Source organism: Streptomyces sp. NPDC091281, from assembly GCF_044757425.1.
GTDB lineage: Bacteria > Actinomycetota > Actinomycetes > Streptomycetales > Streptomycetaceae > Streptomyces.
This window is the reverse complement of sequence record NZ_JBIVUY010000010.1, coordinates 97,022-122,382: the sequence shown is the minus strand read 5'-3', so window position 1 is coordinate 122,382 and position 25,361 is coordinate 97,022. Positions and strand designations below refer to the sequence as shown.

General features: G+C 73.3%; 22 protein-coding genes. 13 read left to right on the top strand and 9 right to left on the bottom strand.

Features of this window, described 5'->3' with window-relative positions; all coding sequences use genetic code 11:
- Positions 1–407: 407 nt before the first annotated feature.
- Positions 408–698: a winged helix-turn-helix transcriptional regulator gene (locus ACIQPQ_RS25035; RefSeq protein ID WP_401307437.1), complete on the bottom strand. Its 291-nt coding sequence runs from the start codon at positions 696–698 to the stop codon at positions 408–410.
- 155 nt (positions 699–853) lie between these two features.
- Between ACIQPQ_RS25035 and ACIQPQ_RS25030 the strand changes: the two genes are divergently transcribed.
- On the top strand, positions 854–2,386 hold the full coding sequence (locus tag ACIQPQ_RS25030) for an MFS transporter (protein WP_401307434.1): 1,533 nt from the start codon (positions 854–856) through the stop codon (positions 2,384–2,386).
- 20 nt (positions 2,387–2,406) lie between these two features.
- Here the strand turns inward: ACIQPQ_RS25030 and ACIQPQ_RS25025 are convergent, their stop codons facing one another.
- The 3 genes from ACIQPQ_RS25025 to ACIQPQ_RS25015 are packed head-to-tail and all read right to left on the bottom strand — an operon-like array spanning position 2,407 to position 3,780.
- Positions 2,407–2,808 (bottom strand): hypothetical protein, encoded by a 402-nt coding sequence (locus ACIQPQ_RS25025; RefSeq protein WP_401307431.1) that lies wholly within the window; start codon positions 2,806–2,808, stop codon positions 2,407–2,409.
- A gap of 37 nt (positions 2,809–2,845) precedes the next feature.
- Positions 2,846–3,436 (bottom strand): hypothetical protein, encoded by a 591-nt coding sequence (locus ACIQPQ_RS25020; RefSeq protein WP_401307428.1) that lies wholly within the window; start codon positions 3,434–3,436, stop codon positions 2,846–2,848.
- A complete protein-coding gene (locus tag ACIQPQ_RS25015) occupies positions 3,433–3,780 on the bottom strand; it encodes a PadR family transcriptional regulator (protein WP_383781342.1) in 348 nt (115 codons plus the stop codon). The genes ACIQPQ_RS25020 and ACIQPQ_RS25015 overlap by 4 nt, the downstream gene beginning before the upstream one ends.
- Positions 3,781–4,185: 405 nt before the next feature.
- On the opposite strand from ACIQPQ_RS25015, the gene ACIQPQ_RS25010 reads away from it, so the two are divergent.
- Both ACIQPQ_RS25010 and ACIQPQ_RS25005 read left to right on the top strand, forming a co-directional pair.
- Positions 4,186–5,529 carry a cytochrome P450 gene (locus ACIQPQ_RS25010; protein WP_401307425.1) on the top strand — a complete coding sequence of 448 codons (1,344 nt, stop codon included), beginning with the start codon at positions 4,186–4,188 and terminating at the stop codon, positions 5,527–5,529.
- Positions 5,530–5,702: 173 nt separating this feature from the next.
- Entirely contained in the window at positions 5,703–6,125 is a 423-nt protein-coding gene (locus ACIQPQ_RS25005) for a hypothetical protein (protein WP_401307423.1), read from the top strand.
- Positions 6,126–6,311: 186 nt separating this feature from the next.
- Here the strand turns inward: ACIQPQ_RS25005 and ACIQPQ_RS25000 are convergent, their stop codons facing one another.
- Positions 6,312–10,205 (bottom strand): AAA domain-containing protein, encoded by a 3,894-nt coding sequence (locus ACIQPQ_RS25000; RefSeq protein WP_401307420.1) that lies wholly within the window; start codon positions 10,203–10,205, stop codon positions 6,312–6,314.
- 6 nt (positions 10,206–10,211) lie between these two features.
- Complete coding sequence (locus tag ACIQPQ_RS24995) at positions 10,212–10,640, bottom strand: hypothetical protein (RefSeq protein ID WP_401307417.1); 429 nt, start codon at positions 10,638–10,640, stop codon at positions 10,212–10,214.
- 388 nt (positions 10,641–11,028) lie between these two features.
- On the opposite strand from ACIQPQ_RS24995, the gene ACIQPQ_RS24990 reads away from it, so the two are divergent.
- Positions 11,029–12,117 carry a hypothetical protein gene (locus tag ACIQPQ_RS24990; protein WP_401307414.1) on the top strand — a complete coding sequence of 363 codons (1,089 nt, stop codon included), beginning with the start codon at positions 11,029–11,031 and terminating at the stop codon, positions 12,115–12,117.
- 146 nt (positions 12,118–12,263) lie between these two features.
- Here the strand turns inward: ACIQPQ_RS24990 and ACIQPQ_RS24985 are convergent, their stop codons facing one another.
- Together ACIQPQ_RS24985 and ACIQPQ_RS24980 are read right to left on the bottom strand one after the other, a co-directional pair.
- A complete protein-coding gene (locus ACIQPQ_RS24985; RefSeq protein WP_401307411.1) occupies positions 12,264–12,833 on the bottom strand; it encodes a TetR family transcriptional regulator in 570 nt (189 codons plus the stop codon).
- Positions 12,834–12,952: 119 nt separating this feature from the next.
- Positions 12,953–13,594, bottom strand: a complete 642-nt coding sequence (locus ACIQPQ_RS24980; protein ID WP_401307408.1) for a TetR/AcrR family transcriptional regulator — start codon at positions 13,592–13,594, stop codon at positions 12,953–12,955.
- A gap of 161 nt (positions 13,595–13,755) precedes the next feature.
- Here ACIQPQ_RS24980 and ACIQPQ_RS24975 point away from each other — a divergent pair, with 161 nt between their 5' ends.
- The 5 genes from ACIQPQ_RS24975 to ACIQPQ_RS24955 all read left to right on the top strand — a co-directional run bounded on the left by ACIQPQ_RS24975 (position 13,756) and on the right by ACIQPQ_RS24955 (position 20,602).
- Positions 13,756–15,138 (top strand): amidase, encoded by a 1,383-nt coding sequence (locus ACIQPQ_RS24975; RefSeq protein ID WP_401307405.1) that lies wholly within the window; start codon positions 13,756–13,758, stop codon positions 15,136–15,138.
- 133 nt (positions 15,139–15,271) lie between these two features.
- The gene (locus tag ACIQPQ_RS24970; RefSeq protein ID WP_401307402.1) at positions 15,272–16,807 is read left to right on the top strand and encodes an ABC transporter substrate-binding protein; all 1,536 of its coding nucleotides are present in this window, start codon (positions 15,272–15,274) and stop codon (positions 16,805–16,807) included.
- 117 nt (positions 16,808–16,924) lie between these two features.
- Entirely contained in the window at positions 16,925–17,926 is a 1,002-nt protein-coding gene (locus ACIQPQ_RS24965; RefSeq protein WP_383775131.1) for an ABC transporter permease, read from the top strand.
- Positions 17,919–19,718: a dipeptide/oligopeptide/nickel ABC transporter permease/ATP-binding protein gene (locus tag ACIQPQ_RS24960; protein WP_401307398.1), complete on the top strand. Its 1,800-nt coding sequence runs from the start codon at positions 17,919–17,921 to the stop codon at positions 19,716–19,718. Before ACIQPQ_RS24965 ends, ACIQPQ_RS24960 begins: the two co-directional genes overlap by 8 nt.
- Positions 19,715–20,602 carry an ABC transporter ATP-binding protein gene (locus ACIQPQ_RS24955; protein ID WP_401307395.1) on the top strand — a complete coding sequence of 296 codons (888 nt, stop codon included), beginning with the start codon at positions 19,715–19,717 and terminating at the stop codon, positions 20,600–20,602. Before ACIQPQ_RS24960 ends, ACIQPQ_RS24955 begins: the two co-directional genes overlap by 4 nt.
- A 292-nt stretch (positions 20,603–20,894) precedes the next feature.
- On the opposite strand, the gene ACIQPQ_RS24950 is transcribed toward ACIQPQ_RS24955, so the two are convergent.
- The gene (locus ACIQPQ_RS24950) at positions 20,895–21,599 is read right to left on the bottom strand and encodes a substrate-binding domain-containing protein (RefSeq protein ID WP_401307392.1); all 705 of its coding nucleotides are present in this window, start codon (positions 21,597–21,599) and stop codon (positions 20,895–20,897) included.
- Between the two features lie 76 nt (positions 21,600–21,675).
- Here ACIQPQ_RS24950 and ACIQPQ_RS24945 point away from each other — a divergent pair, with 76 nt between their 5' ends.
- The 4 genes from ACIQPQ_RS24945 (at position 21,676) to ACIQPQ_RS24930 (ending at position 25,347) form a co-directional block, all read left to right on the top strand.
- Complete coding sequence (locus ACIQPQ_RS24945) at positions 21,676–22,443, top strand: IclR family transcriptional regulator (RefSeq protein WP_401307389.1); 768 nt, start codon at positions 21,676–21,678, stop codon at positions 22,441–22,443.
- A gap of 182 nt (positions 22,444–22,625) precedes the next feature.
- Complete coding sequence (locus ACIQPQ_RS24940; protein WP_401307386.1) at positions 22,626–23,663, top strand: amidohydrolase family protein; 1,038 nt, start codon at positions 22,626–22,628, stop codon at positions 23,661–23,663.
- A gap of 14 nt (positions 23,664–23,677) precedes the next feature.
- Positions 23,678–24,430, top strand: coding sequence for a 4-carboxy-4-hydroxy-2-oxoadipate aldolase/oxaloacetate decarboxylase (gene ligK / locus ACIQPQ_RS24935; protein WP_401307384.1), 753 nt, complete (start codon positions 23,678–23,680; stop codon positions 24,428–24,430).
- The gene (locus ACIQPQ_RS24930; RefSeq protein ID WP_401307381.1) at positions 24,427–25,347 is read left to right on the top strand and encodes an amidohydrolase family protein; all 921 of its coding nucleotides are present in this window, start codon (positions 24,427–24,429) and stop codon (positions 25,345–25,347) included. Before ligK ends, ACIQPQ_RS24930 begins: the two co-directional genes overlap by 4 nt.
- The last annotated feature ends 14 nt before the right edge of the window (positions 25,348–25,361 follow it).

Below are 25,361 nucleotides of genomic sequence, written 5' to 3'. Positions count from 1 at the left end.
GGCAACCGGGAGAAGACACTCCGGGCATCCCTGACCGCACTCCTGGCCGTCGGCCGGGAATTCCACCGCAGACTTCCCGAAGAGTTTCCCCTATTTCCCGGGGTGAGCGACCTGTTCACGCGCGACCCCGTTCTCCGGGAATGCGTGTTACTGCTCAACGGCGCGTTGCAAGCCACGTATTTCTTTGTCGGCGTGAAAGCGGCAGGCCCTGCCGCCGGACCGATGAACGGATTCGGCGAGGACGGCGTCAACCGTGAATTCCTCCCCGACGGCCGGCTTTCCGTGCTGGTCGCCGTGATCCTCGGCCGGCCCGTGCCGATGCGTACACCTGCGGCCCGCGGTCGGCGCGATCTGTCCGGCATGCTGCCGAAGCCGTCCTCCGGCACGCTGCCGAGGTCGGTCCGGTGCTACGCGGGGCGGCGGACCGTCTCCCGGTACCAGCGGCCCCACTTGTCCAGTTCCTCGGTGATGGAGTCCAGGCTGTGGCCGACGTCCGTCAGGGTGTAGTCCACCCGGGGCGGCACCTCGCGGTGGACGGTCCGGGTCACCAGGCCGTCCGCCTCCAGCTCCCTCAGCTGCCGGGTCAGCATGCGCTGGGTGATCGGCGGCAGCGCCCGCCGCAGTTCTCCGAAACGGAGCGAGCCCGGCACCAGTTGTTTCAGGATCGCGAGTTTCCACCGGCCGCCGAGAATCTCCATGGCTAACTCGACCGAGCAGTGATCCGGCGTTTCTTCGACCGCGGAACGCACCGCTGACCTCCATTGGTATACCGAGTGGTACTAGGGGACACGAATGACCGTACTTGCGGCCCGCGTCTTTACGTACGGAAACTGAGGATATGTTGAACAGGGACGTGTCCGCACCGCCGCGGACGACCGGCGAATCCACCGCACCGAACCGACGCCGGCTGGTCCTCGCCGTGGTCTCGGGAAGTCTCCTGCTGTGCGGGATCGACCTGACCGTGCTGCATGTCGCCGTACCGAGCATGAGCCGCGAACTGCGTCCCAGCGCCGCCCAGTTGCTGTGGATCGTCGACGTGTACTCGCTGGCGCTCGCCGCCCTCCTCGTGACGTGCGGGACGCTCGGGGACCGCATCGGGCGGCGCAGGATGGTGCTGAGCGGCTTCGCCGCGTTCGGTCTCGCCTCGGCCGCCTGTGCCTTCTCGGCGTCGACCGGTCAACTCATCGCGGCCCGCGCCGCGCTCGGCGTCGCCGCCGCGATGATCATGGCGTCGACGGTGGCGATCATCCGCGTCGTCTTCACCGACGACCGGGAACGGGCCCTCGCGATCGGCGTCTGGACCTCCGCGCACAGCGTCGGCGCGACCATCGGCCCGCTCGTCGGCGGGATCGTCACCGAACACTGGGGCTGGGGCGCGGTGTTCCTCGTCAACGTCCCCGTCATCGTCGTCATCCTGGCCGTCGGCGCCCGCGTCATCCCCGAGTCGAAGAACCCGGTGCCGCGCCGCTGGGACGTGGCCAGCGTCGCGCTGTCCGTCACCGGACTCGCGGGCGTGGTCTACGCGCTGAAGCAGGCCGGTGAACATGCCGGGGTGGACACCGTGATCGCCGTCACCGCGCTCGGCGGGGCCGCCCTGCTGTACGTCTTCGTCCGCCGCCAACGACGCCTCGCCGAACCGCTGCTGGACTTCTCCCTGTTCGCCGAACGCCGCTTCACCACGGCCACCCTGTGCGTCATCGGCTGCTTCGGCAGCTACGTCGCCCTCCTCTTCTTCCTCACCCAGTGGCTCCAACAGGTGGGCGACTACTCGCCGTTGCGCGCGGGGCTCACCCTGATGCCGCTGGCCGCCGCCAACGCCGTCGGCGCGGTCACCGCGCCCTGGGTGTCGGCCCGCCGGGGCAACCGCTGGTCGCTCACCGGGGCGTTGGTCCTGTTCGCCGCCGCTTACGCCGCGATCGCGGCGGTGGGCGACACCGCGCACTACGGGCTGCTCCTGCTGCCGCTGCTGGGCGCCGGGTACGGCGCGGGGATCGTGATGACCCTGGGCGCCGACTCCATCATGAGCGCCGCCCAGCCCGAACGGTCCGGGGAGGCCGCCGCCATCCAGGAGACGTCCTTCGAACTCGGCGCGGGCCTCGGCGTCGCCGTCCTCGGCACGGTGCTCGCCCTCGTCTACCGCACCGGCCTCCCCGACGTGGCGGGCCTCACCACGGCGGACCGGTCCCACGCCGAGGAATCCTTCTCCGCCGCCGAGGACGTCGCCGCCCGCCTCCCGTCGTCCACCGCCGACGCCGTCCTCGACGCGGCCCGACAGGCCTACGACCACGGCTTCACCATCGTCGCGATCACCGCGACGGTGGTGCTGATCGGCACGGCGGTGATGGCGGCGGTGATGTTGCGGTCTGCGGGGGCGGGGGAGTCGTGACGCGCGGGACATGCGTGCGGCTACCGGCGCTTGCGCAGGCGGTCCGTCGTGATCAGGGTGAGGTCGATCGCCAGGGCGGTCGCGGCCAGGGCGGTCTGCCAGACGGGGCCGTCGGTGACGATGTTCTGCACCAGGTAGATCGCGAGGATCGCGCCGATCACGAACCTGTGCACGTCGTCGCGCAGCCACCACCGTACGCGGGGGGTCTTCTCCTGCTCGGCGAGCTTCAGCGCGTAGACCTCGACCGGGCCGAACTCGTCGACCGGTGAACGGCCCGTGGCGATCAGGTGGTTGGCGGCCTCGGTGGTGAGTTCCGTCGCTCGCGCGCGCGGTATGCCGTTCCGCTCCTCCAGCAGGCGGGGCAGGTCGCGCAGCCAGTCCTCGTTCCTGAACTCGCTGCGGCTGTGCTCCTGACGGTTCATGCCGGCTCCTTCATCATTGAGTGTCGTCGGTCGTCGGTCATCGTTCGGTCGTCGGTCCGGTGCGCGTGGCCGACCAGAGGAGGGCGATGCCCAGTGCGCACAGGGCGGGGGAGGGGAAGCGGCCGAAGTCGGTCGTGGGGAGGGTGGTGAACGCCACCGCCGCGCTCACGACCGACACAAGGGCCACGACTGCCCATGCGGCCGCGGTGCGGAGTCGGTGGCGGGAGACGGTGAGGGCCAGGGAGGCGCTCGGGAGCGCGACGGCGGTGAACGTGGTGCCGACCAGGCCGGCGGCGGTCAGCGGGGGCATGATGCCGGTGGAGATCCACAGGTAGGCGCCGGTGAGCAGGGCGGTCACGCCGGTCGTCGTGAGGGCGGCGAAGACGTCGTCCGCGCGGGTCAGGCCGTCCCGGTCCCGGCGGGCGCGCTCCTCGACCGGGACACGCTCACGCACCACCGCCACGGCGTACTCCTTCGGCGTGCCGAAGGCTTCCTCCGGGGTCTCGCCGCTCTCCGCGCAGTGCTGGGCGACCTCGGCGAGCACCGTGTCGGCGGTGGCCCTGTCCACGGACGCCGCCGCCAGCTCCAGCCGCATCTGCGCGTCCCATCGGGCGAATGCGTTCGTCACGAGGACTCCTTCACGTTCGTGGCCAGCAGCCGGTCCATCGCGTCGGAGAACTGCCGCCAGCCGGCGGTGTCCTCGCGCAGTCGGGCGTGTCCCGCGTCGGTGAGCCGGTAGACCTTGCGGCCGGGGCCGCCCTCGCCGGGCTCCCAACGCGCCTCCACCAAGCCGTCGTTCTCCATCCGGCCGAGCACCGGATACAGCGCGCCGCCGCGGACGGTGCCGAAACCGTGGGCCGCCAGTTGCTGCACCAGCGCGTACCCGTGCTGGTCGCCACCGGCCAGCACCGCGGCGAGCGCCAAGGGCAGTACGCCGCGCAGCCATCCCGGCGTGGAATCCGCCGTGGGCACCGTAACCACCTTCGCTCTCTAGTTACGTTTCTTGACTAGTTCTATTTCAGACTAGAGGGGTGAGGGCGGTGAGTCAACGGCCGACGGCACGCCGTCGGCCGGGGCACCGCCGTCACCGCCACCCCCGCGAGCCCGGACCCCACCGTTTCGAATCTCTGTCCGGTCTCCCCGTGCAACTGATGCTCTCTCTGATGTAATTGGGGCTGCTGCGCGTAGGGATCCTGCTGTGGTCCTCCGGGGGTGCGGCGCACGGTCGGTGTGTGCTGTGGATGCTCTGCGTGATGCACCGGACCGGTCGGCTGCCTCCCCGCGCACCTCACGGCACGCGTGCTGGGGACTCGTGGGCCTCCGCACCCTCGCCGCCGGTCCGCGCCGTGCCGACCGCGCCAGACGAGGAGCAAGCCCATGGATGCCCAGACGCCCTCTCCCACGCCACCGCCGGGATGCCCGGCCCACGGCCCCGGCGGCCGAGTGCCGCTCTACGGGCCGACGTTCGACGCCGACCCGCAGGCGTACTACGCGTTATTACGGCAGTACGGACCCACGGCGCCCGTGGAACTCGCCCCCGGTGTCGAGGCCACCCTGGTCACCGACCACGCGACGGCGCTGAAAGTGCTGCGCGACACCGCGACCTACCGCAAGGACGCCCGCCGCTGGCGCGACCTCATGACCGGCAGGATTCCCGCGGACAACCCGGCCGTTCCGCTCCTCGCCCACCGGCCCAACTGCATGTTCGCCGACGGCGGCGAACACCAGCGGCTGCGCCGGGCGGTCACCGACAGCATGGCCCACGTCGACTTCCACCGGTTGACGACGGTCACCGGGCAGGCCACGGACTACCTCATCGCCCAGTTCAGCAGCCGCGGTTCGGCCGACCTGATGGCCGACTACGCCCGGCAGCTCCCGCTCCTGGTGTTCAACGAACTCTTCGGCTGCCCCGCGGAGATCGGTGACCGGGTGGTGTTCGGCATATCCGGCATGTTCGACGGCGTCAACGCCGAGGAGTCGGCCCACGTCCTGCACGGGGCCGTCGCCGAACTGGTGGCCCTGAAACGGGCGTACCCCGGCGACGACGTCGCCTCGTGGATGGCGCAGCACCGTGCGGCCCTCTCCGACGAGGAGATGACGCACCAGCTGTCCCTGCTGCTGGGTGCGAGCGCCGAACCGCTGCGCAACCTCATCGGCAACACCCTGCACCTGCTCCTCACCCGCAGGCGGGAGGCCTACGAGGACGTACGCCAGATCCTCAACGACACCCTGTGGGAGAACCCGCCCGTCGCCAACTTCGCCCCGCACTACCCGGTGACCGACACCGTCCTGGCCGGGCAGAAGCTGGCGGCCGGGGACCTGGTGCTGATCGGGTTCGCTGCCGCCAACACCGGTCTGGCCCTGATGGACGCGATCCGGGCGGGCAGCAGCCAGGGCTCCCTGGCGTGGAGCGCGGGCCCGCACGCCTGCCCGTCGAAGGACGTCGCCCAGCACGTCACCATCGTCGCCCTGGAGAAGCTGCTGGCCCGGGTCCCCGACATCGAACTCGCCGTCCCGGCCAACCTCCTGACCTGGCGGCCCGGCCCCTTCCACCGGGCGCTGAACCAGCTTCCGGTCCGCTTCGAACCGGTCCAGCCGCTTCGCTCGTCAGGCCCGCCCGTGCCGCCCGCGACACCAGGTCAGGGCGCGGGCGCCGCACCCCACCGCAAGCAGCAGGAAGGCGGGAAGTGGAGCCAGTTCCTGGCCTGGCTCACGGGGTGATCCGACAGGCCGGGCGGTCCTCTCCGGCCCGGGGCCGCACGGCCGCGCCGCGAGTGATCAACTCGGCGGTCTAGACGGCCCCGGAGCGGGGAAGCATGCCCGGCGACACCCGAACCCGCCTGACTCCGGGCGGGTTTCTTCTTATGCGCACTTCGCGTTCATGGAGGTATGACGTGCTTCGTACAGAGACCGCCTGGGTCTTCTTCTCCGCTGGGATCATCTTCGTCGTCGCCATGGTCCTCGGCGTGTGGAAGTGGCAGCAGTCGATCTCGTCGGCGGACGGCACCGCCCACCGGTACGTCAACGTGGCGCACAGCGCGGCGCTGATGTACTCGTTCGCCACCGCGGCGATCGTCGCACCGCTCGTCCAGTTCTCCGGCTGGCCCACCGCGGTGAACGTCGCCGCCGCGGCGGCGACGGTCGGCATGTTCGTCGTGACGGTCACGAACTACATACGGCTGGGAATCCGGGGCGGGACCGACAATCAGATGCGGGACCACCGCGCCAACCTCAGATTCGTCCGCGAGGCGCTGGTCCTCGGGGAGATCGGCGGCACCGTCGTCCTGCTGGCGGGCTTCGCCTCCGCCCAGCTGTAGCCCGCGACGGCGGAGGCCCTGACCGGGGTGGGCTGACCGGGATGGGCCTGACCTGGGGCGGCCCTGACCGGGGGTGGGCCCCGACCCTGGCGGGCCCCGGGACGTCTTCGGCCCTGGGACGTTGCCGGTCCCGAGGCGTCGTCGGCCCCGGGACGTCGTCGGCCCAGGAGCGGACGGTCGCCGCCCTCAGTCGAACAGCGGCGCCAGCGCGGCCCCGCCCGCCAGGATCCGCCAGGCGGGCACCCGTACCGTCCTGGTCACGGGGCAGGGCTTGGCGCCACGGCCCCCGGAGGGCAGGGCGGTGAGCAGGTCGGACCGGGCGTGGGTGAGCCGGAGGTGCCGTGCGGGGTCGGTGCCGGGGGCGGGGCCCGCGTCGATCAGTACCGCCGTGTTCGTGCCCTCGTCGGTGAAGAGGAGGTCCACCGGGTGCCCGCCGACCAGCGCGGAACGCTCCAGGTCGGTGACGCCCCGCGCCATGAGGTACTCCTGGAGGCGGTCGGTGAGGTCCTCGCCCGCCCCGGTCGCCGGACCCGGCGCGGCTTCTCCGGCGCCACCGCTGTCGTCGCCCGCTCCGAGGGCGGCCGAGCGCGCGGCCAAGAGAGCGGGCAGGCCGCTCCGGTCCTGCCAGAAGGCCCTGCTTCCCACGGTGATCAGCTGTGACCTGGCCCGGGTGACCGCCACGTTCCACAGGTTGACCTGGCTCGCGACCCAATGGGCCGTCCGCTCGGGCGTGTTGGGCGCCGCCACCGGGCTGAGCACCATCACGTCCCGCTGTCCGCCCTGGAAGGTGTGGACGGTGCCGACCTTGACCCGGTCGTCCGCCCGCCACCTCCGCGCCAGTGCCTCCTTCTGGGCCCGGAACGGGGTGACGACACCCACCGTCGCCTCCGGCGGCAGCCCCGCCAGCAGCCCGTCGACCACGTCCTGTACGGCTTCCGCCTCCCGCGCGTTGCGCCAGGACTGCCCGCCGCTGCCACGCGCCGACTCCCCGGACGGCACGTCGACCCAGCCGAGCACCGGTGCCCGGCCGGACGCGCCGGTGGGGTCGTACGCCGCCGCCTGCCGCCGTGTGTCGGTCAGCACCCGCAACCGGCCGCCGTAGCAGTGGCCGTTGACGACGTCCGCGATCCGCGGGTGGCAGCGGTAGTGCTCGTCGAGGAGCAGCGCGGTGTCGCCGTGCTGTTCGGCCGCGTGGTACGCGGAGTGCACGTGGTAGGTGAGGCGCTGGTGTTCCAACTGCGCGGCGCTCAGCCCGGCCCGTGCCCGTGCCTGGCGTTCCTGCTGCGGAGACACGCCGGGGATGTGACCGAGCTGCATGGGGTCCCCGATGATCAGAGCCCGGCGGGCCCGGAACAGCAGCGGCAGGACCGACGGGATGGAGCACTGGCTGGCCTCGTCGATGACCACGAGGTCGAACAGCTTCGGGGTGAGTTCCAGTTTCCCCACCGAGTGGGTGCTGATGGCCCACCCCTTGATGTGCGTCATCAGGTTCCGCTGACTGCGCCGGTGGCCCGCGCCGCTGCGGAGGGCCTGGAGGCGCTGGTTCAGGAAACCGGTGGCGCGGGCCAGGGCCTCGGCGGACAGGGCGCGGGACAGCTCCGCCGAGAGGTCCGACCGCGCCTCGTCCGTCGCGAGCCGGTCGCGCCGCAGCTCTTCCTCGTCCCACCGCGTGTGCTGGTGGACGCCTTCCCGGACCTCCCGCTCCACGGACACGATCGCGGCCAGGGACAGCAGCAGTTCGGGCGGCACCGGTCGGCCCGTCACCCACACCGGCCATGCCGGTCCGGCCCCGTCCGGGCGCTCGGCCCGCGCCGCGACCAGCGCGGCGAGTGCCCGCCCGCGCCGCCACGCTCCCAGCTGCCACCAGCGTGCCCCGGCGGTCTTCCGCGCCCGCTCCGCCCACCGCTCCAGCGCCGCCACGCCGTTGCCGTCCGCCGACCAGATCCCCTCGACCAGGGACAGCGGCAGATCCAGCGCGGCGGCCCGCTCCTCCCGGTCGCGGAGCAGTTCCAGCAGCCGTCCCTCCTCGGTGACCCGGTGTGCCGCCCGCGTCCGCAGCGTTTCGGCCGCCTTGCGGGTGGCGCGCAGTTCGCCGCCGACGGTGGCCGATCCGCGCCGCGGCACCCCGGCGGGCTCGGCGAGCAGCCTTTGCAGCTTGGCCGCCTCCCGCTCCAGCGCCTCCGCGTTGCCGGTCCGCATCAGCAGACCGGGCGCGATCGCGTCGCAGCGCTGGGCGACGACGTTCACGGCCTCGTTGTTCGTGGACGCCACCAGCACGGACTGGCCCGCGGCGACACAGGTGGTGACCACGGCCGTGACCACCTCGCTCTTTCCCGTACCCGGCGGCCCGGTCGCCACGGTCAGCGGCTCGGTCATCGCCGACGCGATCACCTGCTCCTGGCTCTCGTTGCACGGCCCCGGAGCGACGGGTGTGACCGAGCCCTCGGCCGCCGCGGTGGACCGCGGGGCCGCTCCACTCAGCAGGGCCTCCAGGGCCGTGCCCGTGATCTGCGCGGTACGCGTGGACATCTGGAGCAGGTTGTCCACCAGCGCCTGGGTGGCCCTGGCCTCCGCGCCCGAGGGCACCAGCAGCACGGCCGCGTTGTGCGCGCCGGGCCGCAGCGCCTGCATCACGGTGCGGTCGCTCAGCGCGGACGGGACCAGCGGTTCGAGTTCCGGCAGTCCCAGCACCTCCAGCACGTCCCGCACGGCGCGCAGCATCTGCGCGTCGTTGCCCTCCTGCCAGGCGGGTTGCCAGCGCGCGACCAGGTCGGCCGCGTCCTCCGCGTCCAGGAGTTCCGATACGACGCCGCTGTGCAGGGACGGCACTCCGCTGGGCCGGAGCACGTCCCGGCCCTCCTCGTCGGGCGCCAACTCCATCTGCTGGATGAACAGCGGCGCCAGCTCCACCGCCGTGCGCCGCCCACGCGCGCCGTCCCGCGCGGGCAGGGTGATCGCGGGGTAGCCGTACCAGTACTCCTGCCGCGCGCCCGCCTCCGCGCCGGAACCGGTCGGCCCCTCCTGGGGCCGGGGGAGCGTGCCGGGCGCGACGATGTGCGGTCCGCGCCCGGACTGGATGGTCTCCTCGCCCTGCGCGAGCAGGAAGTACTTCGTGTTCCGCCCGCTGTCCCGGTCCGGCCGCATCCCGGCCGCGGCCTGCGCCGTGAGGCAGTCCGCGTAGTACCGCAGCAGCCGCTGCGGGTCGACGCCGTCCCGTTCGTCCGCGTCCGCCCGTTCCCGTGCCTTCAGCAGGGCGGGTGAGTGCCGGACGGCTGCGGAGGCGTCGTGGGGCAGCGCGGGGAGGCGCACCGGGCGCGCCACCGACCGGGCGAAGGGAAGGCTCCGGGTCGCCCTGATCGTGGACTTGGTGGGCCGCTGCTCCTCCGGGACGCCCTCACGGGCCATCTGAGCGGTCAGATAGTCGAAGAGGTCGTCCGGGGTGATCCAGCCGCCGCCCTTGATCCTTCCGTTGCGCAGCCCCTCCACGATCTCCCCGGTGAACCGGGAGGTGCCGAGGTCCGACCCGGGCGGCGCCATCGCGGAGGCCGCCTGGAGGGCGTCGGACGCGGTGATGAAGTACACGCCCGACGGCCGCAGCAGGGTGCTCGGCGCGGGCCGGTCCGGTTCCCCCGACGGGCCCTTGGCGGTCCAGCCCTGGACGACGGACCCGCTGGAGCAGCAGTCCAGCAGGACCAGCTTGGAGGCGGCCCGGCAGGACTGGAGCATCCGCTCCAGGAACTCCGCCGGTACGGCCGTGCCCGGCAGGTCGGCCGGGTCGGTGTCGCGGGTCAGGAAGTACAGCTGGCCGTCCTGCTCGCAGTACTCGCCGTGCCCGCTGAAGTAGAGCAGCGCGGTCTCGCTCGGCTGCCGTGACTCCAGGAACGTCTCGACGGCGTGCAGCATCTCCGCGCGCGTCGGCTCGGCGGCCACCTCGCACTCGTTGTACATGCCGATCTCCAGGTTCTCCAGCACGGCCCGCATGTAGTGCAGGTCCGCGCGGACGGCCGGGAGGTCGGCGTACGTCTCGCTGTCGTAGGTGGAGACGCCGACGAGCAGGGCGTGCCGGTCGTTGTCGGTCATCGGCGCTCAGTCCGCCGTCGGTGCCGACGCGCTGCCGACGGTGCCGTCCGTGCTGACGGTCTGCCCCGTGTCGGCGGTGTTCTCCGCGAGGAACCGCTCGACGAGGGTGTCGTCCTCGCGGGCCTCCTTGCCGGTGAGCCGCAGGGTCGCCCCGTCCGGCCGTTTCACCACGACGGTGCGCTGCGGGACCCGGGCCAGCCAGGTCTGCACCAGCGCGACGGCGAAGGAACCGGCGCTGAGCACCAGCCCGACGGTCTCGGCGGACGGCCCGCCCTTGTCCCCGACCCCGGTCAGGGGTCCGGCCGCGGGAAGGTCGAGCCGGGCTGCCGGGTCCACCGTGGTCAGCGTGGCGAGCAGTTCGCGGGCGTCCCTGCGGGCGCGCAGGGGATCGTCGTCGACGACGGAGATCAGGTGTCCGGTGCGGTGGTCGGGCATGGCTTTCTCGTACTCCCCGTGGCTTCACCGGCTCTCTGCCGGGCGAACGACAGTAGTGCCCGGTACTGACACCGGACGGCCGGGGGGTGCTTCCCTCCTGGTCGTTGGCGTGAAATCGGCTGACGATGGCCGGGCACCCGCTTCTCGCGTCCGGCGGTGGGTGTGCGCCCGCCGGGCGTGCGCGCCGGTGCGCCGGCACCCCCGTGCCGGGGCTCGCCTTCGGCCCGTCGGGCTCCGCCACGGCTGCCCGTCGGCCGGTCCGGCGCCGCGGCGCCCGCCCTTCGACCGATCCGGCCAGGGACTCATGATGTCTCACTGTGTCGTCACTGTTATGCTCGTGATGACACAGTGAGACATCGGATGGGTTGTTCCGGAGAGGGGATGGCGCATGGCGGAGAGCGCGAGCGGCGGTGAGGTCTGGGTGCTGGGTGCGGGCGGGCGGATCGGCGGGGCCGTGTCCGCGTCGCTGGTGGCACGGGGGGTCAGGGTGGTCATGGTCGGCCGGGACGCCACGCGGCTGCGCGCTGTGGTCCCGGAGTCCGCCGTGCGGGACGGCACGGTCGAGACCGTCGAGGCCGACAACGCGTACGACATCGCCGCCCGCATCCGGCAGCGGCGGCCCGCCGTCGTCGTCAACGTCATGGGCGGGTTCGCGCGGAACGCGGTCCCGATCGCCCGCGCCTGCCTGCCCGGCGGCCACTACGTCGACGCGGCCGCCGACATCCCGGCGCTGACGGGCCTGCTCGGTCTGCACGCCGAGGCCCTCGCGGGCGGCAGCACCCTCGTGACCGCGGCGGGATTCGGGGTGCTCGGCACCGAAGCGGTCGTGGCCCGGCTGTGCGAGGGGCGTCCCACCCCCAGCAGTGTCCGCGTCGACGCCCTGGCCTCGGTGGCCACCGTCGCCGGGACGGTGGGCGAGGCCTTCGCCGCGACCACGGCCGACGTGATCACCTCCGGCGGCCTCGCGTACGAGCACGGGCACCTGGTCCGCACGCGTCTCGGGTCGGACGTCCGGCGCCTCACCCTGCCGGACGGCGAGACCGTCCGCTCGGCGAGCGCCCCCTCGGGAGAACTGCTCGCGGCCCGACGGGCGAGCGGCGCGCCCTCGGTGGCGGTCACGTCCGCGCTCGCTCCGACCGCGTTCGTGGTCCGCGCGGCCGTTCCCCTCCTCAAGGCCCTGCTGTCGATTCCGGCCGTACGGCGCGTCTTCGTCCGAGGGATGGCCGGTTCCCGGCTCAAGGCGGCGCCGATGCCCCGCAGGCACTCATGGGGGCACGCGGTCGTCAGCTGGCCGGACGGCGTCACCCGTGAGGGCTGGCTGCGCGCGGGGGACGGCATGGACTTCACGGCCGACACCCTGACGGAGGTCGCCGTCCGCCTGGCGCGCGGCGAGGGCAAGCCCGGCGCCCACACCCCGGCCGCCGCCTTCGGCCCCGAACTGGCCGTCGCGGCGGGGGCCACGCTCCTCGTCGACTGACGGGCACGTCGCCCCGGCGGGCGTACGCGGTGATCCGCGCAGGTCGGTCGCCCGCGCCGCCGCCTCGGCCGACTTCCTCGTGCGGCACCTCGGCCCGTGGTGGCGCGGGGGAAGGGTGACGGAGGGGCGGGCGTACCCCCAGGGGGTCAGGCGGACTTCGTCCCCAGGGCCTCGCCCAGCAGTTCCGTCTTGGTGTCGAGGCAGGCGGCGAAGCCGCGGTCCGGGGTGTCCACGCACTCCTCGAACGCCGCCTGGAAGAGGTCGACGGCGACGCGCGCGAAGAGGGCGGCCGTCGTCGGCGCCACGCCCCGCTCTTCCAGGGCGCCGGCCGCGGCCGCCGCCAGCGAGGCGAGCTTGGTCCGCTCCCGTTCCTGGAGTTCGGGGCTCGACCGGATGACCGCCTGGCGCTCGACCGGGCGGGACACCAGCGCCGTCAGCTCGGTGCCGACCTCCGCGAGGGCGGCGATGAGGGCGTCGAACGGGGGGAGCGCGCCGTCCGCGCGCCGGACCGCGTCGGCGAGGAACGGCGGCAGCCGGTCCGAACCGGCGAACAGGATGTCCCGCTTGTCGGTGAAGTAGCGGGAGAACGTGCGCCGGGTCAGCCCCGCCCGCTCGGTGATCTCCTGGACGATGACCTGGTCGTAGCCGCGCTCGACGAACAGGTCCAGTCCGGCGTCGCGCAGCCGCTCCTCGGCCCCGGGATTCCAGCGTGCCATGAGGTCATCCTAGAGGGCATGTTGCGGTGAGACATCGACGGTCCGGCGTGCCGAGCGGTCGGCGGTCGATGCGCTGAGCGGGGCGCCTCCGCGTCCCGGCCTGTACTGGCCTAGCCCCCTCACACCCCCAACTCCCGCTCCAGCCCCCCGATCAACGTCTCCACCGCCGCCGCGAACGACGCGTCGACGCGGGCCGCCTCCGACGCCCAGCGTTCGCTCTCCGCGGTGAGGGCCGCGCCGCCGGGGAGGTGGGCGGGCCAGCGCTGGGGTTCGGACTTGTCGGAGAGGGCGATGCCGAGGGTGACCGCGTCCAGGAGGTCGATGACCTGGGAGGCGCGGGTGGCGGAGAGGCCCGCCGTCATCAGGGAGTGGCCGAGCTGGGTGTAGGAGGCCAGCACCCGTTCGGAGTTGATGGGGACCTGGGCGAGCAGCTTGATGAGGCCGGGGTGGTCGGCGAAGACGCGGCGGTGCGTGGTGGCGACCGTGCGGACGGCCTCCTGCCAGGTCATGAGGTCCAGCCCGTCCGTCGGGTACGCGGCGGCGATCCGGTCCCGCAGGTGGTTGACGAGGGCCTCGCGGCTGCCGATGTGGTTGTACAGCGACGACACGTGGACGCCCAGCTCGCGGGCGACCCGGCCGACGCTGAACTCCTGTCCCTCCCGTACCAGCCGCCACGCCGTGTCGACGATGACGTCCTCGGTCAGCAACGGGGAGGTCGGACGGCCTCGCCGGACACGGTCGTGCGGGGGGGAGCTGCTCATCGGATCAACGTAGCCCATCGAACGAATGCGGCGGGAGTCTGGCGCTACCGCCCATTAACCAATACCGTTGGTTTCGGTTAACCAATGGTACTGGTTTACTTCCGCCGGGCCGCTCCCCGAGCCCGGACGGAGCCCGGTCGACCAGCGAGAAGAGGCCCTGAGTGCGAGCCGCAGAGAGCGTCACGGACGCCACCGTCACCGAGATCCAGCACGCCCTCACCGAGGGCGTCACCACCCGCCGCGAGGTGGTGGAGCACCATCTGGCCCGCATCGCGGCCCACAACGGCGTCGTCAACGGCTTCGTGGAACTGCGCGCCGACGAGGTCCTCGCCGAGGCCGAGGCGGCCGACGCCGCGCACGGCCGCCGTATCGCGGGGCCGCTCGACGGCGTGCCCTTCTCCGTGAAGGACTCCTACTCGGTGGCCGGCCTGCGCCGCACCGACGGCCTCCCGGTCAACAAGGACAACGTCGACGCCGTGGACGAGCTGACCGTGCGGCGGCTGCGGGACGCGGGCGCGCTCGTGCTCGGGCACGCCGCGATACCCGACCTCTGCATCCGCTGGAACACGGTCAGCGGTCTCTACGGCACCACCGTCAACCCTCGGGACGTCACGCGCTCGGCGGGCGGCTCCTCCGGCGGTGACGCCGCCAACGTCGCCGCGGGCTTCGCCACCGTCGGCATCGGCGGCGACCTCGGCGGCTCGATCCGCGTCCCCGCCTCCTTCTGCGGCGTCTACGGCTTCCGGCCCGGCGCCGGACGGGTCGCCGAGTACAACCCCAACGTCGCCGAGCCCGAGGGCGTCTCCCACGAGCTGATGTGCGAGATCGGCCCGCTGGCCCGCAGCGTCACGGACATCGAGACGACGTACGACGTCATCCGCGGCCACCACCCCCGCGACCCCGCCAGCATCCCCGGCCCGGCCCGGCCCGCCGGGGAGCGGCCCCCGGTGGCGCTGCTGCGCCACGAGACCGGCGCGGTCCTCGACCCGGCGATCGAACGCTCCCTGGACGAGACGGCCGAACTGCTGCGCGCCGAGGGCTACACCGTCGAGGAGCACGTCCTGCCGGACCTGCGCCGGGCCCCGGACGTCTGGGCGCAGATCATCGGCACCGAGCTGATCCGCGACTACCTGCCCGTGATCGGCGAGCACGTCATCGACAGCGAACGCGTCCACATCGAGGAGATGTTCGGCGCCTACGAGGTCGGCGGCGACGTCCGCGCCTACCTGGCCGCGTGGCGTGAACGCCGCGCCCTCCAGGGCGTGTTGCTCGAAGCGATGGAGAAGCACCCGCTCGTCCTCGCCCCGGTCGCCGGGATGCCCGCCCCGCCGCTCGACTTCGACAGCTTCATCGGCCGCGAGGCCTCCGTGGCGCTGCTGGACCGGATGCGCTGCGTGCCGTGGGTCAACCTGTTCAGCCTGCCGGGCCTCGCCCTGCCCAACGGCATCCAGATCGTCGGCCGCCGCTTCGCCGAACCCGAGGTGCTCGCCGCCGGACACGCCGCCGAGCGACGGCTGCCCCGCGTCGCCGTCGCCGACCTGTGACCCGCCCGACGCGGACGCCCCGGCAGGCGCCGCGCACGCCCCCCACACGGCCGACCCAGCAGTTCCCGCCCGTCCCGCCGAGCCCGCCGGGTCCGCGGACCCCGCCGATCCGGCCTCCCGGAAGGAAAGCCCCATGAGACGCACACTCACCGCCCTGGTGGGGGTGACCGCAGTCCTCCTCAGCGCCTGTACCGTCAGCGGGACCGGGGGCGACAAGAAGACCACCGCCCGCGTCACCATCGACGCCCCCAACACCATGGACCCGCGCAAGTCGCTGGCCCTGCCCGACTTCCAGCTCGCCCGGCTCAGCTACGACACCCTGGTCCGGCGCGACGAGGGCGGTCTGGTCGCGGGGCTCGCCACGTCGTGGAAGGCGGAGCCGTCCGAGGTGACGTTCACCCTCCGCTCCGGAGCCACCTGCTCCGACGGCACCGCGATCACGCCCGAGGTGGTCGCCGGTTCCATCAACTCCTTCGTCAAGAACGGCGAACCCTCCACCCTCGCCTCCATCTTCGGCGGGACGACCCCCAAGGCCACCGCGAGCGGCGACTCCGACGTCGTCGTCACGACCGACTTCCCGTGGGCCGAACTGCCGCAGGCCTTCAGCGTCGCCGCCTCCGGCATCGTCTGTCCCAAGGGCCTCGCGGGCGGCGGCAAGGAACTCGCCCGCGGGCCGGTCGAGGGGGCGGCCTCCGGCCCGTACACCCTCAAGTCCTTCGAGAAGGGCGTCCGTTACGTCTACGCCCTGCGCGACGACTACAAGTCCTGGCCCGAGTGGCGGACGAAGCTGGACGGCGAGGCCCCGAAGACCGTCGAGTACGTCGTCGCCCCCGACGCCTCCGCCACCGCCAACATGGTGCTCTCCGGCGACCTCGACCTCGCCCGGATCATGCCCGACTCCCGCAGCCGCTTCGACGGTTCGCGCGACGTCACCCTGAACAGCTCGCCCTTCGGCACCTTCTTCATGCTGTTCAACGAGCGCAAGGGCAGCCCCTTCGCCGACCGGGCCAAGCGCGTCGCCGTCGCGCAGGCCGTCGACCGGCAGGCCCTCAACCAGACCACCACGGACGGCACCGGCGTCCTCGGCGTGACCCTCGCCAACGCGGGCAACACCTGCGTCCCCGAGACCAACGACGCCCTGATCCCCACCGACCCCGCCGCCGCGGCCAAGGCCCTCAAGGGCGTGAAGATCCGCATCCTCGGCGCCCAGATCGTCGGCGCGGGCGGCAGCGGCAACGTCTACCTCCAGGAGGTCCTGCGCAAGGCGGGCGCCGACGTCACCCTGGAGAACGTCGACATCGGCACCTGGGTCTCCAAGGCGTTCAGCGAGCCCAACACCTGGGACATGACGATCTTCCCCGACCTGAACTTCCTCGGGTCGCTCGCCAACGTCCTGCCGCTCTTCCTCGGCCCCGACGTTCTCGACGGCGGCCCCAACATCGGCGCGGTGCAGAACTCCACCACCGCCGGTGCCTTCGACCAGGCCCGCGGCGAGGAGAACCTCAAGGCCCGGTGCGCCCTCTACAACAAGGCCACCGACGCCCTGATCTCCCGCGCGGACGCGGTCCCGCTCCTCACCGAGCAGTACATCTACGCACAGCGCGCGGGCTTCAAGGTCTACCTGCTGGGCGGCTCCCTCGACGACCACATCTTCCGCGTCGTCGACTGACCCCCGGGCCGCTGGTCCCGTAGCCCCGCAGGCCCGACCCCGCAGGCCCCCGGCCCGCGGACCCGGGGCCGGTCCGCCCCCGCGGCCGGCCCCCGGGCCCCACCCCCTGGAGGAATCATGAGCACCCTGACTGCGGTGCAGCCCGGCACCGAGCGCCGCGGCCGGTCGGCCGGCGGCTGGCAGACCTTCGCCGTACGGCGGGGGCTGGGGTTCGTCCTGTCCTTCGCGTTCCTGGTGCTCGTGACGTTCCTGATCGTGCCGCTGCTGCCGGGCGACCCGGCCCGCGCCATCCTCGGCACCCGCGCGACACCCGCGTCCATCGCCGCCCTGCGGGACCGCTTCGGACTGGACGACCCCCTGCTGACCCGCCTCGGCGACTACGTCGGCGGACTGCTCCACCTCGACCTCGGCACGTCCTACCGGTACGGCACCCCGGTCGCCGAGACCATCACGACCAAACTGCCGTACACCCTCACCCTGACCGGCCTGGCGATCGCCGTGGTGCTCGCCGTAGGCGTCCCCCTCGGCATGCTGGCCGGGGTCCTGACCCGCGGCGGCCGCCGCCCCCGGCTCGGTCTCGTCTTCGGCTCGGTCGCCGGGTTCATGGCCTCGATCCCCGGCTACGTCACCGGGACCATCCTCATCGTCGTCGCCTCGATCTGGCTCGGACTCCTGCCGCCCGGCGGCGCCACCGAACCGACGAGCGTGATCCTGCCCGTGCTGTCCCTCGCGCTGGGCCCCACCTTCGCCGTCGCCCGCGTCGTCCGCCAGGAGACCCAGAACGTGATCGAACAGGACTTCATGCGCACCGCGCGCGGCCGCCGCCTGCGAGCGGCCCGGCTCTACGTGGTCCACGCCCTGCCCAACCTGCTGACCAGCACGCTCACCCTCTGCGGGCTGATCGTCTCGGGGATGATCGGCGCGGCCGTCGTCATCGAGAGCGTCTTCAACTACCCGGGGATCGGCCAGGAGATCGTGCAGGCCATCATCTACAAGGACTACCCGGTGGTGCAGGGCATCGTGCTGGTGCTCGGCCTGTTCGCCATCACCGTCAACCTCCTCATCGACGTCGTCCTCGGTTTCCTCGACCCGCGCACGCTGGGAGGCCGCGATGTCTGATCCGACCTTCCTCCCCCCGGCGGCGCAGACGGCTCCGACAGCGGCCGGAGCATCACTGCCGGGACCGGCGACGGGACCCGCGGAGGGACCGGCCGCGGTCCGCGGAGCGAAACCCGGCGCCGGACCCGGCGCGCAACGGGCCCGCCGTCCCGTCCCGCTCGTCGCCGGACTGATCATGGCCGGTCTCCTCCTCGCGGTCGCCGTCCTCGCCCCGCTGTTCCTCTCCGGACCCGCCACCGACCTCACCGACCAGGTGCGGCAGGCCCCGTCCGCCCAGCACTGGTTCGGCACCGACCAGTTCGGCCGGGACATCCTCGCCCGCGCCCTCGTCGCCACCCGGCTCACCGTCCTCATGGCCGTCGCCGCCACCGCCCTGTCCGTGGTCGTCGGCGTCCTCGTCGGCGGGCTGAGCGTCCTGCTGCCCCGGCGGCCCCGCGAGATCGTCCTGCGATGTCTGGACACCTGCGTCGCGTTCCCGCCGCTCATCCTCGCCCTCGTCATCGCCGCCATCCTCGGCCCCGGCACCACCTCGGCCGTCGTCGCGATCGGCGTCGCGGGCATCCCGAGCTTCGCCCGCCTGACGTCCACGATGAGCGCCTCCGTCGTCACCCGCGACTTCGTCGTCACCGCCCGGCTGCTCGCCGTGCCCTGGCCCGCGATGTTCCGGCGGCACGTCCTGCCCAACATCGGCGGACCGCTGCTCATGGTCGTCACGTCCAGTTTCGCGCTGACCCTGCTGGAGATCTCCAGCCTGTCCTTCATCGGACTCGGCGTGCAGAGCCCGCAGTTCGACTACGGCCGTGTCCTCAACGAGGCCCTCTCCACCATCTACGTCCAGCCCTGGGGCGCCGTCGCCCCGTCCGTGATGCTCATCTACGCGGGCATCACCGTCATGCTCATCGGCGACGGCCTGGGCGCCCGCCTCAACCCCGCCTCCCGCGGCGGCCGTTCCGGTGCCGTGCGCCGCCCGGTCGCCCAGGGTCCGGGGCGTCCCGAGGCGCTGCTGGAGGTCGACCGTCTGACCGTGACCGCGCCGAACGGCGCCGTCCTCGTCGACGACGTCTCCCTCAGCATCGCGCCCGGTGAAGTCCTCGGCCTGGTGGGGGAGTCGGGCTCGGGGAAGTCCACGACGGCCATGGCGATCGCCCGCCTCACCCCCGAGGACCTGCGGGTCGAGGCGGCCACCCTGCGCCTCGACGACCTCGACCTCCTCGGTACCCCGCCCGCCCGCCGCCTCGCGACCGACATCGGCCTGATCTTCCAGGACCCCGGTACGACGTTCAACCCGGCCCTCAGGATGGGCCCGCAGCTCACCGAGACGGCCCGCGTGCACCTCGGCATGAAGCGCGGCGAGGCCCGCCGCTCGGTCGTCGACGCCCTCACCGGAGTCCAGGTCCGCGAGCCCGGACGGCGGCTGCGGCAGCACGCCCACGAACTCTCCGGCGGCATGCTCCAGCGGGCGGCCATCGCCACGACGACGGTGAGCGACCCGCGGCTGCTCGTCGCCGACGAACCGACGACCGCCCTCGACGTCACCGTGCAGGCGCAGGTGCTGCGGCAGTTCCGGCGCGTCAACCGCGAGTCCGGCACGTCCGTGCTGTTCATCTCCCACGACATCGCCGTGGTGACCGCGCTCTGCGACCGGGTGCTCGTCATGCGCGGCGGCCGCGTCGTCGAGGAGGTCACCGCCGACGCCCTGCGCTCCGGCCGCGTCACCCACCCTTACACCCGCCGCCTGCTGGACGCCACGCCCACGATGAGCGGCACCCGCCGGAGGAGGACCGACGCATGACGACCCCGACCGGAGTCCCCACCGGCCCGCCCGCAGGAACCGACATCGAGCCCGGCGGCGCGGGAGCCCGCGCCGCGTCCGAGACCGAGAGCCCCATGACCGAACAGACCAGCCGCCGGCTCCTCGAAGTCGACGACCTCCACGTGCACCTGGGGTCGCCGCGCCGGCACATCCTCAGGGGCGTCAGCCTCTCCGTCCCGGCGGGTGCCGTCCTCGGCCTGGTCGGGGAGTCCGGTTCGGGGAAGTCGACCCTGGCCAAGACACTCGTCGGCGTGCACCGGCCGAGCGGGGGCGCCGTCCGCTTCGACGGCCGCGACTGCCTCGCCCCGGGCCGCCGGGAACGCGCCCGGCTGCGGCGCGACATCCAGTACGTGCCGCAGGACCCGTACTCCTCCCTCGACCCGCGCCGCACGATCGGCCAGACCATCGCGGAGGCGCTGGACCCGAGGCGGGCGCGGGTCGGCGCGAACCTGGCGCGGATCACCGAACTCCTGGAGACGGTCCAGCTCGACGGCTCGGCCGTGCACCGCTATCCGCGGGAGTTCTCCGGCGGGCAGCGGCAGCGCGTCGCCATCGCGCGGGCGCTCGCGGTCCGGCCCTCGCTGGTCATCGCCGACGAGATCACCTCCGCGCTCGACCTCTCCACCCAGGCGGAGGTGCTGGACCTGCTGGCCCGCCTCAAGGAGTCGATCGGGCTGACCCTCGTCTTCGTCTCCCACGACCTGGCCGTGGTCCGCAGCATCAGCGACTCCGTGCTGGTCCTGCTGCACGGCGAGGTCGTCGAGTCCGGGCCCACCCGGCAGGTCTTCGAGGAACCCCGCGCGGAGTACACCCGCACCCTCATCGACTCCGCCCCGGGCGGACCGGGCTTCTCCCTCGACTGAGACCCCTGACGGGGATTTCCCCGATCTAGATCCACCCGCTGCGCGTGGGGACAGCGGGTTCCGGGCCGGACCGCCGGGGACGACCGGACCGGCTCGGCAGACGTGCACGCCGGGGGGCGTGTGCGGCGCGGGGGCGCGGCGTGGTGTCGCCACGCCCCCGCGTGAAGGCGCGCCGCAGTGCATTCGCGCGTGGGTGCACTGCGGCGCGTCGTACGTATGGCGACCTCCGGCGTACGGCCGCCTCGGGCGCACGACGTGCCGCGCCGTACGGCGTCCGCGGGGCGTACGCCCGTCAGTCCGCGTCCGCCGTCGCCGCGCGCATGCCGCGGGCGGCGGCCAGTTCCGACGCCCGGCCGGAGCGCAGGAGGGCCAGGGCGTCGCGGGCCCGGTCCGGCGCGGCGGAGGCGGTGAGTACGGCGCCGTCGAAGGCCGAGGTGATCGCGGTGTCGCCCGGCAACGGGCCGACGACCGTGACGCCCGCCAGGTCCGCCAGCTCACTGTGCTGCTGGAACGCCAGCTCCGCCCCGCCGTCCGCCAGCAGGCTCCCCACCGGCACGCCCGGCGCCGCCCGGACCAGCCGGTCCCGCAGCGCGTCCGTCAGGCCGAGCCGTGCGATCAGCTCGACCAGGGCTGTCCCGCTGGGCCCGGTCGAGTAGGCGATCCGCCCCGCCGACAGCAGCGCCGCCCGCAGCTCCGCCGCCGACCCCAGCACGGGGACGGGCGCCCCCTCCGGGACGGCCGCGACGACCTGCGACAGCCAGAGCGGCGTCACCGTGCCCGGCACCACGAACCCCTCCGCCGCCAGCTTGGCGAGCGCCCCCGACGCCAGCACCAGCAGATCGGCCGCGGCCCCCTCCCGGACCCGCCGGGCCGTCTCCACACCCCCCGCGGCCTCGAACCGCACCGCCACGCCGTGCGCGTCCCGCAGGTGTGCGGCGAGGTCGGCCAGGACGGGCCGGGTCGCCATCGAGGACAGTCCGGACAGCTCTCGGTTCACTGGACCTCCAAAGGGTGGGCCCGCGGACGCCGGGCCGGAAACCGGCAGCTCGACGCGGGTCTGGGAGACTGGCCGCATGAGCACAGTCCGGATCTCGGCGGCGGGGAAAGTCCTCAAGGTCCTCTCGGCCTTCGACCGTGAGCACCCGGCGCAGACGCTGTCCGAGGTGGCCCAGCGTACGGGGCTGGCGCTCAGCACGACGCACAGGGTGGTCGCCGAACTCGCGGGCTGGGGCGTCCTGGAGCGCGCGGAGGACGGGTCCTGGCACGTCGGACTGCGCCTGTGGGAGATCGCCTCCGGCTGCCCCCGCACCCAGATCCTGCGCGACGTGGCCCTGCCGTTCATGCAGGACCTGTACGAGGCGACCCACGAGAACATCCAGCTCGCGCTGCGCGAGGGCACCGAGCTGGTCTTCGTCGAACGCATCGCCGGGCACCGGTCGGTGGAGCTGCTGACGATGGTCGGCTCCCGCTTCCCGATCGCCGCCACCGGCATGGGCCGCGTCCTGCTCGCGTACGCGCCGGGGGAGTTGCAGGAGGAGGTCCTCGCGGCGCCGCTGCGGGCCTGGACCCCGCACACCGTCACCGACCCGAGGGAACTGCGCGGCGAGCTGGACCTCATCCGCCGCGAGCAGGTCTTCGTCAGCGACCGGCAGCTGTCGGAGAAGTCCGTCGCGGTGGCCGCGCCGGTCCGCATCGGCCGTACCGGCCCGGTCAGCGCCGCCCTCGGCATCGTCGTCGCCGCGCACGGCGCGCACCGCGCCCGCCGGTTGCGTGAGCCGCTACTGCGGGCCGCGCGCGGCATCTCCGACGAACTCGGCCGCCGCGCCCGTACGAGCCTCTGACCCGTACGAGCCTCTGACCCGTACGGGGCGGGTCGGGACGCCGCCTACCGCGAACTCGCCTCCCACGAACCCGCCTCCCGCGAACCCGGCTTCCGTCTGGTGGAAACGGCGGCGACCGGGTGGTCCTCCGGGTGCCACCGTTCGACGTGTCCGGCATCCCGGCCGCCGCTCGGAGACCCCTCATGATCATCGACTGTCACGGTCACTTCACCACCGCTCCGCCGCAGGTCGCGGCCTGGCGGGAGCGTCAGATCGCGGCGATCGGCTCGCCCGCCGACGCCCCCGACCCCGACGACCTGGTCGTCACCGACGACGACCTGCGCGAGGCCGTCGGCGCGAACCAGCTGCGCTTCATGGACGAGCGGGGCATCGACCTGACGGTGTTCTCGCCGCGCGCCAGCTTCATGGCCCACCACCTCGGAGACCTCGCCGTCTCCGCCGCGTGGGCCCGCGTCTGCAACGACCTGGTCCACCGGGTCGCCGCCCTGTACCCGGACCGGTTCGCGATGGGCGCGATGCTGCCCCAGTCGCCGGGCGTCGACCCCGCCACCTGCCTGCCCGAACTGCGGCGCGCGGTCGAGGAACTGGGCGCGGTCTCGGTCAACCTCAACCCGGACCCGTCCGGCGGCCGGTGGACGGCGCCGCCGCTGACCGACCGGAGCTGGTACCCGCTGTACGAGGCGCTCACCGCGTACGACGTGCCCGCGATGATCCACGTCAGCACGTCCTGCAACCCGGCCTTCCACACCACCGGCGCCCACTACCTCAACGCCGACACCACGGCGTTCATGCAGCTCGTCCAGGGCGACCTGTTCGCCGACTTCCCCACGCTGCGGCTGGTGATCCCGCACGGCGGCGGCGCGGTGCCCTACCACTGGGGCCGCTTCCGCGGGCTGGCGCAGGCCCTAGGGCGGCCCGACCCGGTGACCCTGCTCGACAACGTCTCCTTCGACACCTGCGTGTACCACCAGCCCGGCATCGACCTGCTGACCCGGGTGATCCCCGCGCGGGCCGTGCTGTTCGCCAGCGAGATGATCGGCGCCGTCCGCGGCGTCGACCCGGACACCGGCCACCACTTCGACGACACCCGGCGCTACGTCGAGGCCACCCCGCACCTCACCGACGCGGACCTCGAAGCCGTCCGGCACGGCAACGCCCTGCGCGTCCATCCCCGGCTCGCCGCCCGCCTCGCCGCCCGGCCCTCCGCCGCCGGCCTCTGACCAGGAGCAGCGTCATGGAACCCGCACCGATCGGCGTCGTCCGCACCGCGATCACCCGCGCCGACCCGGAGGCCGTCGCCGCGCTGTCGGCGTTCGGCGTCGCCACGATCCACGAGGCGATGGGCCGCACCGGCCTCGCCCGCCCCTACCTCCGCCCCGTCTATCCGCACGCCCGGCTGTGCGGGCCCGCGGTGACGGTGCTGCTCCAGCCCGGCGACAACTGGATGCTGCACGTCGCCGCCGAGCAGATCGAGGACGGTGACGTCGTCGTGGCCGCCTGCACCACCGAGAGCGAGGACGGCTTCTTCGGCGAACTCCTCGCCACCTCCTTCCGCGCCCGCGGCGCCCGCGGCCTCGTCATCGACGGCGGGGTCCGCGACACGGCCGAGCTGGAGGAGATGGACTTCCCGGTGTTCTCCCGCGCGGTCAACGCGCGGGGCACCGTCAAGGCCACCCTCGGCTCGGTCAACGTGCCCGTCGTGTGCGCGAACGCCCTGGTCCGGCCCGGTGACGTCGTCGTCGCCGACCGGGACGGCGTCGTCGTGGTGCCGCGTGAGCGCGCCGCCGAGGTGGCCGCCGCGTCGGCCGCCCGCGAGGCCGCCGAGGAGACCAAACGCGCCCGCTTCCGCGCGGGCGACCTCGGCCTCGACCTGTACGGCATGCGCGCCCCGCTGGCCGCGCTCGGCCTGCGCTACGAGACCGGGTCCGAGGGCGCCGACGGGACGAAGAACCTCCGGGACGGCGACGCGCGGGAGGCCCGACGATGAGCGCCCTCTCCGAGAAGACCCCCGGCTGGCTCGACTGGCACCCCGATCCGAGCGTGCCGCGCTTCCGGCTGCCCGAGGGCGCCGTCGACGCGCACTGCCACGTCTTCGGCCCGGCGGACCGCTTCCCGTTCGCGCCGGAGCGCAAGTACACGCCGTGCGACGCCTCCAAGGAGCAGCTCTTCGCGCTGCGCGACCGGCTCGGCCTCAGCCGCAACGTCATCGTGCAGGCCACCTGCCACGGCGCCGACAACCGTGCCCTCACCGACGCCCTGCGCGCCTCCGGCGGGCGGGCCCGCGGGGTGGCGACGGTCCGGCCCGACGTGACCGACGCGGAACTGCGCGACCTGCACGTGGCCGGGGTGCGGGGCGTCCGCTTCAACTTCGTGCGGCGCCTCGTCGACGCGGCGCCCCGCGACGCCCTGCGCACGGTCGCCGAGAAGATCGCCCCGTACGGCTGGCACGTCGTCGTCTACTTCGAGGCCGCCGACCTGCCCGGCCTGCGGGACTTCCTGCTGTCGGTGCCGGTGCCGCTGGTCGTCGACCACATGGGCCGCCCGGACGTCACCCGCGGCGCGGACGGCCCGGAGTTCGGGGCCTTCCTCGACTTCCTGCGGGCCCGGCCGGACATCTGGTGCAAGGTCAGCTGCCCGGAACGGCTGTCGGTGAGCGGCCCGCCCGCCCTCGACGGCGAACCGCACCCCTACCGCGACGTCGTCCCCTTCGCGCGGCGCGTCGTCGCGGAGTTCCCCGACCGGGTGCTGTGGGGCACCGACTGGCCCCACCCGAACCTCACCGGCCACATGCCCGACGACGGCCTCCTCGTCGACCACATCCCCCGCATCGCCCCGACACCCGAGGCGCAGCACCGGCTGCTCGTGGCCAACCCCACCCGCCTGTACTGGCCCGACGCCGACTGACCCCCGAAGGGAGC

Excerpts from the sequence above, each read along its gene's own strand:
- ACIQPQ_RS24945 (WP_401307389.1), top strand. The coding sequence starts at position 21,676 with ATGAGCACAGTCCGGATCTCGGCGGCGGGGAAAGTCCTCAAGGTCCTC.
- ACIQPQ_RS24940 (WP_401307386.1), top strand. The coding sequence starts at position 22,626 with ATGATCATCGACTGTCACGGTCACTTCACCACCGCTCCGCCGCAGGTC.
- ACIQPQ_RS25010 (WP_401307425.1), top strand. The coding sequence starts at position 4,186 with ATGGATGCCCAGACGCCCTCTCCCACGCCACCGCCGGGATGCCCGGCC.
- ACIQPQ_RS24980 (WP_401307408.1), bottom strand. The coding sequence starts at position 13,594 with ATGAGCAGCTCCCCCCCGCACGACCGTGTCCGGCGAGGCCGTCCGACC.
- ACIQPQ_RS25025 (WP_401307431.1), bottom strand. The coding sequence starts at position 2,808 with ATGAACCGTCAGGAGCACAGCCGCAGCGAGTTCAGGAACGAGGACTGG.
- ACIQPQ_RS25035 (WP_401307437.1), bottom strand. The coding sequence starts at position 698 with ATGGAGATTCTCGGCGGCCGGTGGAAACTCGCGATCCTGAAACAACTG.
- ligK (WP_401307384.1), top strand. The coding sequence starts at position 23,678 with ATGGAACCCGCACCGATCGGCGTCGTCCGCACCGCGATCACCCGCGCC.
- ACIQPQ_RS24960 (WP_401307398.1), top strand. The coding sequence starts at position 17,919 with ATGTCTGATCCGACCTTCCTCCCCCCGGCGGCGCAGACGGCTCCGACA.
- ACIQPQ_RS25000 (WP_401307420.1), bottom strand. The coding sequence starts at position 10,205 with ATGACCGACAACGACCGGCACGCCCTGCTCGTCGGCGTCTCCACCTAC.
- ACIQPQ_RS24930 (WP_401307381.1), top strand. The coding sequence starts at position 24,427 with ATGAGCGCCCTCTCCGAGAAGACCCCCGGCTGGCTCGACTGGCACCCC.
- ACIQPQ_RS24955 (WP_401307395.1), top strand. The coding sequence starts at position 19,715 with ATGACGACCCCGACCGGAGTCCCCACCGGCCCGCCCGCAGGAACCGAC.
- ACIQPQ_RS24995 (WP_401307417.1), bottom strand. The coding sequence starts at position 10,640 with ATGCCCGACCACCGCACCGGACACCTGATCTCCGTCGTCGACGACGAT.
- ACIQPQ_RS24990 (WP_401307414.1), top strand. The coding sequence starts at position 11,029 with ATGGCGGAGAGCGCGAGCGGCGGTGAGGTCTGGGTGCTGGGTGCGGGC.
- ACIQPQ_RS24970 (WP_401307402.1), top strand. The coding sequence starts at position 15,272 with ATGAGACGCACACTCACCGCCCTGGTGGGGGTGACCGCAGTCCTCCTC.
- ACIQPQ_RS24985 (WP_401307411.1), bottom strand. The coding sequence starts at position 12,833 with ATGGCACGCTGGAATCCCGGGGCCGAGGAGCGGCTGCGCGACGCCGGA.
- ACIQPQ_RS24965 (WP_383775131.1), top strand. The coding sequence starts at position 16,925 with ATGAGCACCCTGACTGCGGTGCAGCCCGGCACCGAGCGCCGCGGCCGG.